The 12,443-nt window shown below is 71.4% G+C and carries 12 protein-coding genes; 6 read left to right on the plus strand and 6 right to left on the minus strand.

Going from position 1 to position 12,443, the window contains the following annotated elements:
• Nucleotides 1-49: 49 nt before the first annotated feature.
• The 6 genes from ribH to rpe form a co-directional block, all read right to left on the minus strand.
• The gene (gene ribH, locus O7623_RS06450; protein ID WP_282227670.1) at nucleotides 50-535 is read right to left on the minus strand and encodes a 6,7-dimethyl-8-ribityllumazine synthase; all 486 of its coding nucleotides are present in this window, start codon (nucleotides 533-535) and stop codon (nucleotides 50-52) included.
• Entirely contained in the window at nucleotides 535-1,782 is a 1,248-nt protein-coding gene (locus O7623_RS06455) for a bifunctional 3,4-dihydroxy-2-butanone-4-phosphate synthase/GTP cyclohydrolase II (protein ID WP_282227671.1), read from the minus strand. Before O7623_RS06455 ends, ribH begins: the two co-directional genes overlap by 1 nt.
• Nucleotides 1,779-2,450, minus strand: coding sequence for a riboflavin synthase (locus tag O7623_RS06460; protein WP_282227672.1), 672 nt, complete (start codon nucleotides 2,448-2,450; stop codon nucleotides 1,779-1,781). The genes O7623_RS06455 and O7623_RS06460 overlap by 4 nt, the downstream gene beginning before the upstream one ends.
• Nucleotides 2,451-2,454: 4 nt before the next feature.
• Nucleotides 2,455-3,519, minus strand: coding sequence for a bifunctional diaminohydroxyphosphoribosylaminopyrimidine deaminase/5-amino-6-(5-phosphoribosylamino)uracil reductase RibD (ribD, locus tag O7623_RS06465; RefSeq protein ID WP_282227673.1), 1,065 nt, complete (start codon nucleotides 3,517-3,519; stop codon nucleotides 2,455-2,457).
• Nucleotides 3,520-4,029: 510 nt separating this feature from the next.
• Nucleotides 4,030-4,995 carry a response regulator gene (locus O7623_RS06470; RefSeq protein WP_282227674.1) on the minus strand — a complete coding sequence of 322 codons (966 nt, stop codon included), beginning with the start codon at nucleotides 4,993-4,995 and terminating at the stop codon, nucleotides 4,030-4,032.
• Nucleotides 4,989-5,669 (minus strand): ribulose-phosphate 3-epimerase, encoded by a 681-nt coding sequence (gene rpe, locus O7623_RS06475; protein WP_282227675.1) that lies wholly within the window; start codon nucleotides 5,667-5,669, stop codon nucleotides 4,989-4,991. The genes O7623_RS06470 and rpe overlap by 7 nt, the downstream gene beginning before the upstream one ends.
• Before the next feature lie 146 nt (nucleotides 5,670-5,815).
• On the opposite strand from rpe, the gene O7623_RS06480 reads away from it, so the two are divergent.
• The 6 genes from O7623_RS06480 (at nucleotide 5,816) to O7623_RS06505 (ending at nucleotide 12,438) form a co-directional block, all read left to right on the plus strand.
• Nucleotides 5,816-6,733 carry a septum formation family protein gene (locus O7623_RS06480; protein ID WP_282227676.1) on the plus strand — a complete coding sequence of 306 codons (918 nt, stop codon included), beginning with the start codon at nucleotides 5,816-5,818 and terminating at the stop codon, nucleotides 6,731-6,733.
• 286 nt (nucleotides 6,734-7,019) lie between these two features.
• The gene (locus tag O7623_RS06485; protein WP_282227677.1) at nucleotides 7,020-8,465 is read left to right on the plus strand and encodes a cytochrome P450; all 1,446 of its coding nucleotides are present in this window, start codon (nucleotides 7,020-7,022) and stop codon (nucleotides 8,463-8,465) included.
• Nucleotides 8,462-9,493: a hypothetical protein gene (locus tag O7623_RS06490; RefSeq protein ID WP_282227678.1), complete on the plus strand. Its 1,032-nt coding sequence runs from the start codon at nucleotides 8,462-8,464 to the stop codon at nucleotides 9,491-9,493. Before O7623_RS06485 ends, O7623_RS06490 begins: the two co-directional genes overlap by 4 nt.
• Complete coding sequence (locus O7623_RS06495; RefSeq protein ID WP_282227679.1) at nucleotides 9,490-10,509, plus strand: polyprenyl synthetase family protein; 1,020 nt, start codon at nucleotides 9,490-9,492, stop codon at nucleotides 10,507-10,509. The genes O7623_RS06490 and O7623_RS06495 overlap by 4 nt, the downstream gene beginning before the upstream one ends.
• Nucleotides 10,510-10,570: 61 nt before the next feature.
• The gene (locus tag O7623_RS06500) at nucleotides 10,571-11,506 is read left to right on the plus strand and encodes a septum formation family protein (protein ID WP_282227680.1); all 936 of its coding nucleotides are present in this window, start codon (nucleotides 10,571-10,573) and stop codon (nucleotides 11,504-11,506) included.
• Nucleotides 11,503-12,438: a septum formation family protein gene (locus O7623_RS06505; RefSeq protein ID WP_282227681.1), complete on the plus strand. Its 936-nt coding sequence runs from the start codon at nucleotides 11,503-11,505 to the stop codon at nucleotides 12,436-12,438. The genes O7623_RS06500 and O7623_RS06505 overlap by 4 nt, the downstream gene beginning before the upstream one ends.
• Nucleotides 12,439-12,443 lie beyond the last annotated feature (5 nt).

A 12,443-nucleotide genomic window follows, 5' to 3' on the forward strand; every position in this document is an offset into this window, starting at 1 on the left:
ACCGCGCGAGCGACGGGAACGTGACGGGTATGGACCGGTTGCGTCGTGGTCAGCCGGCCGGTACGGCGTGCACCGCGCGCAACGCCAGGGCGGCGTCGAGGACGGCGACCATCGACGACCATCCTTTGTCTTCGGCCGAGCCGGGCAGTCCGGCCCGGTCGCGGGCCTGCGCGATGGTCTCGACGGTGAGCACCCCGTGGCCGACCGGTGTGGCTTCGTCCAGTGACACCCGGGTCAGCCCGTCGGTGACCGACCGGCACACGTAGTCGAAGTGCGCGGTGGCGCCGCGTACCACGACGCCGAGGGCGACCACCGCGTCACAGCGACGGGCCAGCGCCTGGGCGAGCACCGGCAGTTCGACCGAGCCGGCCACCCGGGCGACCTGCACCCCGGCGACGCCGCAGGCCTCGGCGGCGGCCAGGGCCCGGCCGAGCATGACGTCGACCAGGTCGGCGTGCCAGCGGGCGGCGACGACGCCGACCCGTAGTCCGGCGGCGTCGACGCGGATCACGCCTGGTTCGCCGAATCCCGCCATTACGCCCTACCTCCGGACAGTTCGCCGACGGGGTCGAGCCCGTCGAGCAGGTGGCCCATCCGGTCGCGCTTGGTCCGCAGGTAGCGCAGGTTCTCCGGGTGGGGGTGGATGGTCAGCGGTTCCCGGCCGACGACGGTCAGCCCGTACCCGACCAGCCCGGAGAGCTTGTCCGGGTTGTTGGTGAGCAGCCGGATCGACCGCACACCGAGGTCGTGCAGGATCTGCGAGCCGGTGCCGTAGTCGCGGGCGTCGGCGGGCAGCCCGAGCTCCAGGTTGGCGTCGACGGTGTCACGGCCCTGGTCCTGCAGCTGGTAGGCGCGCAGTTTGTGGGCCAGTCCGATCCCGCGTCCCTCGTGGCCGCGCAGGTAGAGCACCACGCCGCGGCCTTCGCTGGCGACCCGGCCCAGCGCGGCGTCCAGCTGCGGGCCGCAGTCGCAGCGCAGCGAGCCGAACACGTCACCGGTGAGGCATTCGGAGTGCACCCGGACCAGCACGTCGCGGCCGTCGTCGATGTCGCCGAGGACCAGGGCGAGGTGTTCGGCGGGGTCGTGGGCGACCCGGTAGCCGTAGGCGCGGAACACCCCGTACGCCGTCGGTAGCCGGACCTGCGCGACCCGCTCGACGTGGGTCTCGGTCCGTCGCCGGTGGGCGATCAGGTCGGCGATGGTGATCAGGGTGAGCCCGTGGTCGGCGGAGAACTTCTCCAGGTCGGGCAGGCGCATCATGGTGCCGTCGTCGTTGACCAGTTCGCAGAGCACCCCGGCGGGGTGCAGGCCGGCAAGGCGGGCCAGGTCGACGGCGGCCTCGGTGTGGCCGGGCCGGTGCAGGACACCGCCGGCGCGGGCCCGCAGGGGCACGACGTGGCCGGGTCGGGCCAGGTCGGCCGGGCTGGTGGCCGGGTCGGCGAGCAGCCGCAGGGTGTGTGCCCGGTCGGCTGCGGAGATGCCGGTGCTGACCCCTTCTCGGGCGTCGACGGTCACCGTGTACGCGGTGCCGCGCCGGTCCTGGTTGGTGTGGTACATCGGCGGCAGTTCGAGCCGGTCGCAGTCGGCTTCGGGCAGCGGCGCGCAGATGTAGCCGGAGGTGTAGCGCACCATGAAGGCGACGAGTTCGGCGGTGGCGTGTTCGGCGGCGAAGATCAGATCGCCTTCGTTCTCCCGGTCGGCGTCGTCGACCACCACCACCGCCCGGCCGGCGGCCAGGTCGTCGAGGGCCTGTTCGACGGTGCCGAACCCGGCGGCGGTCACGGGCGGACCCCGGTGGTGGGTGCCGGCTGGCGCAGTTGTTTCGCCACGTACTTCGCGATCACGTCGACCTCCAGGTTGACCAGGGACCCGACCGGTTTGCGGCCGAGTGTGGTGAGTTGCAGGGTGGTGGGGATCAGTCCGACGCTGAACCAGCCGGCGTCGTCGCCCGTCCCGGCGGGACCGTCGGCGGGTTCGCCGTCGGCGGGTTCGCCGTCGGACACCTCCATCACGGTCAACGAGACGCCGTCGACAGCGATCGAACCTTTTTCCACGATGTAGCGGCCCAGGCCGGCGGGGAGGCTGAACCGCACCTGCTCCCACCGGTCGCCGGGGACGCGCTCGACGATGGTGGCGACGCCGTCGACGTGGCCCTGCACCAGGTGTCCGCCGAGACGGGTGGCGAGGGTGGCGGCGCGTTCCAGGTTGACCGGATCGCCGGGGCGCAGCCCGCCCAGCGCGCTGCGGTCGAAGGTCTCCTTCATGACGTCCACGGTGAACCGTGCGCCGTCGACGGCGACGACGGTCAGGCAGACCCCGTCGACGGCGATCGAGTCGCCGTGGCGGGCGTCGGCGGCGACCAGCGGGCCGTGGATCGTGAGCACGCCGCTGTCGCCGTGCCAGTCCAGGGTGCCGGCCTCGCCGCGCTCCTCGATGATGCCGGTGAACATCGGCTCAGCCTTCCTTCTTCTGTCGGGGTTCGGCGGTGATCCGCAGGTCGGGACCGACCTGGGTGACGTCGACGATGGTCAGGTCGAGGGCGTCGCCGATGGTGCGCACGCCCGCGTCGCCGAGCGCGGCGGGGCCCGCGCCGAGGAGTCTGGGCGCGAGGTAACCGACGACCCGGTCGACCAGGCCGTCACGCAGGAACGCCCCGGCCAGCGTCGGTCCGCCTTCGAGCAGCGCGCAGCGCACCCCCCGGTCGTAGAGGCCGGTCAGCAGGGCGCTGAGGTCGACCCGCCCCCGGTGGTCCGTACCGACTTCGGCGGCGGTGGCGATCCAGGTGTCGGCGGCGCCGTCGCGGACCCGGGCGTCGGCCGGGGTACGCCCGTGGCTGTCGACGACGACCCGTAGCGGCTGGCGGATGGCGAGGGTGCCGTCGCGCAGGTTGCGCACGGTGAGCCGGGGGTCGTCGGCGAGCACGGTGCCCACCCCGGCGATGATCGCGTCGGTGGTGCCGCGCAGCGCGTGGACGTCGGCGCGGGCCGCCTCCGAGGTGATCCACATGCTGGTGCCGTCGGCGGCGGCGGAGCGTCCGTCGAGGGTGGCGGCGTACTTCCAGATCAGGTAGGGCCGGCGGCGGCGGACCGCGGTGAGCCAGGCGATGTTGGCGGCCTCGGCCCGGTCGGCGTGCAGGCCGACGGCGACGTCGATGCCGGCGTCGCGCAGCGTCTCGGTGCCGCCGGCGGCGATCGGGTTGGGGTCCGGCACGGCGAGTACGACCCGGGCCAGGCCGGCGTCGACCAGGGCGGTGGAGCAGGGTCCGGTCCGGCCGACGTGGTTGCACGGTTCGAGGGTGACCACGGCGGTGCCGCCCCGGGCCCGTTCGCCGGCCTGGGCCAGAGCGACGATCTCGGCGTGCGGGCCGCCGGCGTAGGCGTGGAAGCCTTCGCCGACGACGTGGCCGGCCGGGTCGAGCAGGACGCAGCCGACGATCGGGTTGGGGCTGACCGCGCCGAGGCCGCGCAGGGCGAGGGCGATCGCGCGTCGCATCGCCTCGTCTTCGGTGAGGGTCGCCATCGCCGTCGTCGTCTCCTCGCCAGCCGGGCCGGGTACGCGCGACGGGTGGCGGGAGGTGCCGGGCCCCGGGGCGGGGTGCCGGCGACAGCGATGCGGCGGCGGGTGCGACCCCGGGGTCGTCACCGGCCCACGTGAGGCCGGCACCGGGGTGCCGCACGGGCATGGCGGTGCCGTTTCGGGCACGCCACACCTGGGCGTCCGTGTCCGCGCGCTGTCTCCCATCCGGACTGTCTGGGCCGGTCCGTGCCGTGGTGGCACGATCTGGCCCAACCGTCGGCCCCGGATTTTCACCAGGTCCACCGGGCGTCGTGTCGACGACCGGGTCGCGGGCTGACCACGACTGGTGCCGTGGATCACCGCCGGTTCGGAATTTCACCGAGTCCCGCCAGCGCGTGGTGGGTGCTGGTTCCGAGTCTTACACGGATCCCGGTGGCCTCGGCCAGGGACGCGGCGGACATCACAACTGTCGGATAGCTGACAGATTCCCGTCGCGGAGAAGGGATTCCCAGCTCAGCTGGGCGACAATCGCCGATCGACCGCGATGTACGACCCGGGCTGGCTCTTGGCCACCGACTTCATCTCGTTCGCCACGGTGATGATCTCGCGGGGTTCACTGAACCGACGGGGACCGGCCGACACCGCGACCCCGACCGAGAGGGTGACCAGCGCCGCCTTCTGCAGGTTGCCACGGCGGTCCTTGACCTCGACGTAGCCGCGTGCGGCGTCGCCGGGGTCGTACAGTTCGTCGGCGGCCTTCTCGAAGTCGACGATCGCCTTCTCGATGATCGGCCGCACCTGCTCCGGCGCGCAGACCACCACGAAGTCGTCACCGCCGATGTGGCCGAGGAAGGCCGGCGGCAGTCCCACCGACATCACCGCCCGGTGCATGCAACGGGCCAGGGTGGAGATGAACTCGTCGCCGCGGCCGAACCCGTACACGTCGTTGACGCTCTTGAACCGGTCGATGTCGACGTACCCGACGGCGTAGTCGGCACCGCTGCGGACCCGGTCGGTGATCTCCCGGCTGACCCGGGTGTTGCCCGGCAGGCCGGTCAGCGGTGACACCTCGCGGTACTCGCGGTTGCGCCGCAACGTGGAGGTCACCCGGGCGATGAGCTCCGAGGTGTCGAAGGGTTTGACCAGGTAGTCGTCGGCCCCGGCGGTCAGCCCGTTGACCTTGTCGGCGGTCATCCCCTTCGCGGTGAGCATGATGATCGGCAGCGCGGCGGTCATCGGATCCGCGCGCAGCTTGCGGGTCAGCTCCAGACCGGTGATGCGGGGCATCATCAGGTCGACCACCGCCAGGTCCGGGCGGTGGCGTTCGATGACCTCGATCGCCTCCTGCCCGTCGTGGGCCAGAATCACGTCGAAACCGTGCAACCGCAGATTGACCTCGACGAACCGGGCGATGTCGACATCGTCGTCGACGACCAGGATCAGATCGGGCCGGGACTCGGCCCCGTCGGGGCTCACCACCGTGGCGCGGTCCGCTCGGCGGTCTGCCGGAGTTTGCGTACCGCCTCGGCGGGGTCGGCCGCGCCGTATACGGCGGTGCCGGCGACGAAGGCGTCGGCACCGGCGGCGGCGGCCTGCTCGATCGTGTCTGCGGCGATCCCGCCGTCGACCTCGATCCGCAGTTCCAGGTGGCCGCTGGCCACGTGCCGGCGGGCGGCGCGGACCTTGTCCAGCATCTCGGGGATGAACCGCTGCCCACCGAAACCGGCCTTGATCGTCATGATCAGCAGGGTGTCGAAGCTGGGCAGCAGGTCGAGATAGTCGTCGACCGGGGTGTCCCGGTCGATCGCCAGCCCGGCCTTGGCCCCGGCCGACCGCAGCTCCTTGGCCAGCGCGACCGGGTCGTCGCACGCCTCGGCGTGGAACGTCACGTTGTACGCACCGGCGTCGGCGTAACCCGGCGCCCAGCGGCGCGGGTCGGTGATCATCAGGTGCACGTCGAACGGCAACGTGGTGGCCGGCAGCAGACTCTGCACCACCGGCAGGCCGATCGTGAGGTTCGGCACGAAGTGGTTGTCCATCACGTCGACGTGCAGCCAGTCGGCGGCCCCCTCGACCGCGCGCGCCTCGTCGGCCAGGCGGGAGAAGTCTGCGGCCAGGATGCTGGGTGCGATGATCGGCGCTGGTGCGGTCACCGCGCCAGTCTACGAACGTGAGCAAGCGTTCCACATCCGCCACCGCGGATCACCCGTACGGTGGATGGCCGGCCCCTCGGATCGGCCATCATCGCCTTCGCCTAGCCTCACCGGACCTGGCGGGAGCAGGAAGGCGGCGGTGGATCGTGACTCGGACCCGGCAACAACTCCGGGTGGCGGCCGGCGCACTGACGGTTGTCGTGCTGGCGTTGACCGGCTGCACCGCCGGCTCCGTCGACGGCGACGGTGGTGACGTGACCGACGCGCGAACGCCGTCCGACGGACCGGTCACCGTGACACCACGGGAAGGCACCTGTCACCACACCGATGAGCTCGTCGCCGACGCCGCGGCGTACCAGCCGGTCGACTGCGACCGGCCGCACCTCACCGAGACGGTGCACGTCGGCGTCTTCACCGGTGAACACGCCGCCCACCCCACCGTCCCGTCGACCGGGTCCACCGGACGCGGCGCCGCCCGCGCGGAATGCGACCAGCGGGCTGCCGAGTTCCTCGGTGACGTGTGGCAGGCCGGCCGGCTGAGCCTGCGCGTGGTCGTACCGTCGCAGGCCGCGTGGAACGGCGGCGACCGCTGGTTCCGCTGCGACCTCGGCGAGGTCGGACTTGACGACGGTGAACTGGCGGCACGGTCCGGCAGCCTCGCCGGCACACTGTCCGGGGAGGCGCCACTGCGGCTGGGCTGTTTCGCACCGGAGTTCACCGATGACGGCAGCTTGGACGCGCTGCCACCGACCAGCTGCGACGAGCCACACAGCAGCGAGTTCGTCGGCACGTACGTCGAGGACGGACAACTCACCCTCGACGAGGCGTTCAGCCGCTCCGACGCGGTCAACGACCGGTGCCTGGGCGTTGTCGCCGCGTACGCCAACGTGCCGGCCGATGCCGACCTGCAGTACCGGGTCGGCTCGTTCTACGTCCTGCCGTACGAGAACGAATGGGACGAGGGTGACCGGCGGATTCGCTGCTTCGCCTGGCAGTCCGATCCACCGCTCACCCGGTCGGTGCGCGGCGGCGGTACCCCGGCGTTGCCGATCCGGTACGGCTGAACAATCATCTTCTTTCCGACATGACTGATTGATGTTGCGCTAATCACGCAAACAACCTCAAAAATCCATCAACAGAAATGTCCAATCTCTTATTGTTACGCAGTCCCTACATTCGGTAGGGTGATCGCCATGCGGCTGTCGAGAGCGACACGCCACGACCAGATCTGCATCCCTGAATAACCGATTCGAAACCACGGCGACATCTGCAGGATACATATCTGCGCAGGGCAGCCTCCGACACCACATCACATTCACCAGCACCTCCGGCCAGGGGAGGCGAGACATCATGCCCGCAGAACCGATCAATCGCATCACGACCGACACCAGGGAGATTCCTACCGTCGGGTGGAGCAGCGGCGTCGGCGGGACCCTGGCCTTCAAACGCGACCAGCTCGCCTTCCTCCGCCGCGGCATCGACCGGTACGGCGACATCTTCCGGTTCCGCCCGCTGGGCATCCCGATGGTGCTGGTCAACCACCCTGACTACATCCGACACGTCCTCGTCGACGAGGGGGAGAAATACGACAAGAACGCCGTACTGTTCAAAGTGGTCCGGCCGGTGCTCCGCAAGGGCCTCATCGCCAATCCGGACATGGAGCTGTGGCGCCGGCAACGCCGAATGATGGCACCGCACTTCACGCCCCGTACCGTCGCCACGTTCACCCGGAACATGACCGACGAAACCGAACAGATGCTTGACCGGTGGGAGCGGAACTACGGCTCCGGCGGCACCATCGACGTCACCGACGAGATCGGTCAGCTCGCGCTGCGAATCGTCAACCGCTCGTTGTTCAGTGCCCAGGTCGGTGCCAGTGCCCAGGCGTTCGAACGCGCATTCGGCGAGGCCAACACCATTCTCGGGGCGTTCTTCCGGTTCCCGTTCCCGCCGCTGACCGTACCGATCCGCCGGCACCGTCGGCTGCGCGCCGCGATCGCCGCCATGGACGAGTTCGTCTCCGCCTTCATCCACCGTCGGCTGCACGAAGAACTGCCGGGCACCGCAGCGGACCCGGCCGCGCCGGCGGGCACCGGGACAGGCCCGGCCCCGCAGGCGGAGGCCACCGACCTGCTCACCCTGCTGTTGCACACCGTCGACGTCGAGGACGGCAACGGCATGGACCTCGAACAGCTCCACCACGAGGTGCTCAACATCTGCATCGGCGCGTACGAGACCACCACCAACACCCTGTCCTGGGCGTTCTACCTGCTCGCCCGCCACCCGCAGGCCGAGGATCGGCTGCACGCCGAGGTCGACACCGTCCTCGCCGGACGGCTGCCGACCGTCGACGACCTGCCCCGGCTGCCGTACACCCGGATGGTCGCCGACGAGACGCTGCGCATCTACTCCCCCGCGTACCAGTTCATGCGTCGGGCCAGCGCCGACGACGTGATCGACGGCTACCGGGTGCCGGCCGGCACCAACATGCTGATCAACAGCTACTTCCTGCACCGCCACCCCGACTTCTGGGACGACCCGGAACGCTTCGACCCGCTGCGGTTCACCCCCGAGCAGATCGCCCGCCGACCGAAACACGCCTACGTGCCGTTCGGCAGCGGTCACCGGGTCTGCATCGGCAAACACTTCGCCCTCGCCGAACTGGTGCTGGTGCTGGCCACCGTGGCCAGCCGGTACCGGCTGGTGTCGCCGCCGGGCGCACCCGAGGTACGACCCGAGGCCCTGATCACCCTGCACCCCCACGGCGGGGTCCATCTCACCCTGGAGCGCCGGTGACCCTCGACCCCGTCCAGCAGATCCTCGACCGCTTCCCGTACCAGGTCAACCCGCACGTCGCCCAGGCCCGCGCGCACCTGACCGAGTGGGTACGCGACACCGGCCTGGTGCTACGCGACACCGCCCGCGCCCGCTTCGACCACGCCGATTTCGGCTGGTTCGCGGCCATGGTCTACCCCCGCGCCGACGCCCGGCACGTCGAGTTGACCGCCGACTGGTTCGCCTGGCTGTTCCTGGTCGACGACCAGCTCGACGACGGCGCGGAGGGGCGCGACCCGCAACGGCTGGCCGAGGTGATGGCCGCGATGCGGGCGGTGCTGACCGCCGCCGACCACGGTGCCGCGCTCGCCCGACGCCGCGACGTGCCCCGGGCGGTGTCGTCGCTGGCCGACCTGTGGCAGCGGACCGCCCCGGACGCCTCGCCCCGCTGGCGGCAGCGGTTCGTGCAGCACTTGCAGGAGTGCCTGACCACCGCAGCCACCTGGGAGGCCGGCAACCGTCTCGCCGGCATCGTGCCCGACGAGGCGACCTACATCGCGAACCGCCGGCACACCGGGGCGATCTACGTCTGCATGGACCTCATCGAGATCGTCGAGCGGATCGACGTACCCGACGTCGTCCACGACAGCCCGCCGGTACGTACCGCGCTCGACGCCGCCTGCAACGTGGTCTGCTGGACCAACGACGTCTACTCGTTGGACAAGGAACGCTCCCTCGGCGAGGTGCACAACCTGGCGTACATCGTGCAGCACCACCACGGGCTGGACCGGGACGCGGCGGTGGACCGGGTCGTCCGGGCGATCGAGGCCGAGACCGCGCTGTTCCTCTCCGTCGAAGCGGCGGCGCTGGCCGACCACCCCCGGCACGCGGCGGTGCTGGTGCCGTACCTGGCCGGGATGCGCAGCTGGATGCGGGGCAACGTCGACTGGTCCGCCCGGACCCGCCGCTACCGCCCCACCGGGTCGGTCGACGCCACCGCGCCGCCAGCCGAGTACCTGGAGGCGGCCCTGCTCGGGAGCCAGCATTGACCGCGGCGGCCACCACGCGACGTGACGTCCGGGCCCGGCTGGCGACCGCGCGGTCGCTGCTCGAACCCCCACTGCGCCATGCGGTACGCCGCCTCGCCACCCCGGTGCGCACCGTCGCCGAGTACCACTTCGGCTGGTGCGACGCCGCCGGTGACCCCACCGACGCCGGCTGGGGCAAAGGGCTGCGGGGCGGGCTGACCCTGGCCGCCGCCGACGCGGTCGGCGGGTCGGCCGCGTCAGCGGTGCCGGCGGCGGTCGCGGTCGAACTCGTCCACAACTTCACCCTGCTGCACGACGACGTGATGGACCACGACCAGGTCCGCCGGGGGCGGCCCACCGCCGGCGCGGTGTTCGGTGACGCGCAGGCCATCCTGGCCGGCGACGCGCTGCTCGCGCTGGGCCTCGACACGGTACGCGCACAACCCGCCGCCACGGCGGAACTGTGCCGGGCACTGCTGGACCTGGTGGGCGGGCAGAGCGCCGACGTCGCCTTCGAGTCCCGTACCACGGTGGGGTTGGATGCCTGCCTGACGATGGCGGCCGGCAAGACCGCGGCGCTGATCGCGGCCGCCTGCGCCCTCGGCGCACTCAGCGCCGACGCCGACGCCGACCGGGTCGACGGGCTGCGCGGCTACGGCCACCACCTCGGGATGGCGTTCCAGTTGACCGACGACCTGCTCGGCATCTGGGGCGACCCGGCGGTGACCGGCAAGCCGGTCGGTGCCGACCTGCGGCGGCGTAAGAAGTCACTGCCGGTGGTGTACGCGTTGACCAGCGGCACCGCCGCCGGTGCCGAGCTGGCGTCGCTGTACGCGATCCCGGGCGCGTCGACCGACACCCAGGTACGCCGCGCGACGCAGCTGGTCGAGCAGAGCGGCGGGCGGGACTGGGCCCGGCGGGAAGCCGACCGCCACCGGCTCGACGCCCTGGCCTGCCTGGCGGCGGCACGGCCGGGCCGGGACGGCGCGGCGGTGCTCGCCGGTTTCGCGGACCTTGCCACCACCCGCGACCATTGACCCGACGGGGCGATGCCGTAGGCTCGCCGGCCGGGTCACGGCGACGGAGGGCAGGCAGGGCATGGCACGACAGTGGATCGTCGGGTCCGGCAACGGACGACGAGCTGTGCTGGCCACGGCGCTGACGCTGACGGTGGCGACCGTCGCCGCGTGTGGACAGCTGCCGGACGGAGTGGACGGTGAACTGACCGGCGGGTGGACTCCACTCGCCGAGCCGGTCCCGTTCGTGCCCGAGGCCGGTGTCTGCCACAACCGGGAAACGACCTCCGGTGCCATGGTCGACTACATCCCGATCGACTGCGCCCAGATGCACCTGCTGGAGATCGTGCACGTCGGAGAGTTCACCGGCGAGCACGCCGCGGCCGACACCGCGCCGGAGCCGGGGTCGGCCGCCCGGCTCGCCGCTCGCGCCGAGTGCGATCAGCGGGTCACGGAGTTCATCGGCGGCTCCTGGCGGTCCGGGACCCTGCGGCTGGTGGTGGTCACCCCGTCGCAGCAGGCCTGGGACGGCGGTGCCCGGTGGTTGCGCTGCGACCTCGGGGAGACCCAGGGCACCGACTTCGACAACATCATCTTCCGGTCGGTCACCCTTGCGGGTGTGCTGACCGACGCCGAGAGTTCGGTGCCGCTGCGCTGCTTCGACTCGGCGTCCGTCGCCAGCGACGGCGAACTGCTCGTCGAGCGCGTCGCCTGCGACGCACCGCACCAGTCTGAGTTCGCCGGGACGTACGTCGAGGACAAGCTCAGCTATCAGGAGGTACGGTCGAACGCCGACGAGGTGCACCGCCGGTGCAAGACGGTGGTGGCTGGGTTCGCGAAGGTGCCGGATGACGGTGACCTGCAGTATCGGGTCGGCACCGTCTACAGCTACCCCGGCGCGTCGGACTGGGCCGACGGTGACCGGACCATCCGCTGCTACGCCTGGCGGGCCGATCCGCTGCTGACCCGGTCGGTGCGCGGCGGCGGCACCAGCGCTCTGCCGGTGCAGTACGCATGACGCGACGGCAGACTCCCGCACCGGTACGGGCCCGACTGGCGGCGCTGCTGACCGCCGCCGTACTGTCCGTGGTGGCCGGCTGCGCACCGCCGCCGTTGGAAGGTGTCGACGGTGATCTCGCCGACGGGTGGGCCGGCTTCGACACACCGACCGTCTTCGTCCCGGCGAACGGCGTCTGCCATCGCAGCGAGGCGGTCTCCGGCAGCGCCCAACGCTACGAGCCGGTCGACTGCGACCGGCTACACCGGGTCGAGACGGTGCACGTCGGCACCTTCACCGGTGCAGACGCGGAGCTGACGATCGTGCCGGCGCCCGCAACGCCGACCCGGGTCTCGGCGCGCGCCGAGTGCGACACCCGCTCCGCCGAGTTCCTCGGGCAGCCGCTGCAGCACGGCCGGCTCACCCTCCGGGTGGTGGTGCCGACGCAGCAGGCCTGGAACGCCGGGGCGCGCTGGTTCCGGTGCGATCTGGCCGAGATCAGCAGCGTGTTCCTCGGCCAGGTGGTGCCGCGCACCGGGAGTCTGCGTGGCGCCCTGACCGGCGAGGCGCCGCTGGCGCTGGGCTGCCACGAGCCGATCTGGGACAGCTCCGACTACCTCGAAGCGATCGATCCGGTCGCGTGCAGCGAGCCGCACTACAGCGAGTTCGTCGGCGCCTACGCGGAGAGCGACGCCTTCGACTACGACGATTTCAACGTGGCGGACGACGTCGTCCACGAACGGTGCCTCCAGTTGATCGCGCGTTACGCGGCACTGCCGGTCGACGACGACCTGCCGCAGCGGGTCGGCACGCTCTACTTCGAGCCGAGCCGGCAGGAGTGGGTCGACGGAGACCGTCAGGTCCGCTGCTTCCTGTACCTGTGGGACTACTATCCGCCGCTCACCCGGTCGGCCAGGAACGGCGGACCCGACCTGCTGCCGGTGGTGTCCTGACCTGG

The sequence above is a fragment of the Solwaraspora sp. WMMD791 genome (assembly GCF_029581195.1).
Lineage (GTDB): Bacteria > Actinomycetota > Actinomycetes > Mycobacteriales > Micromonosporaceae > Micromonospora_E.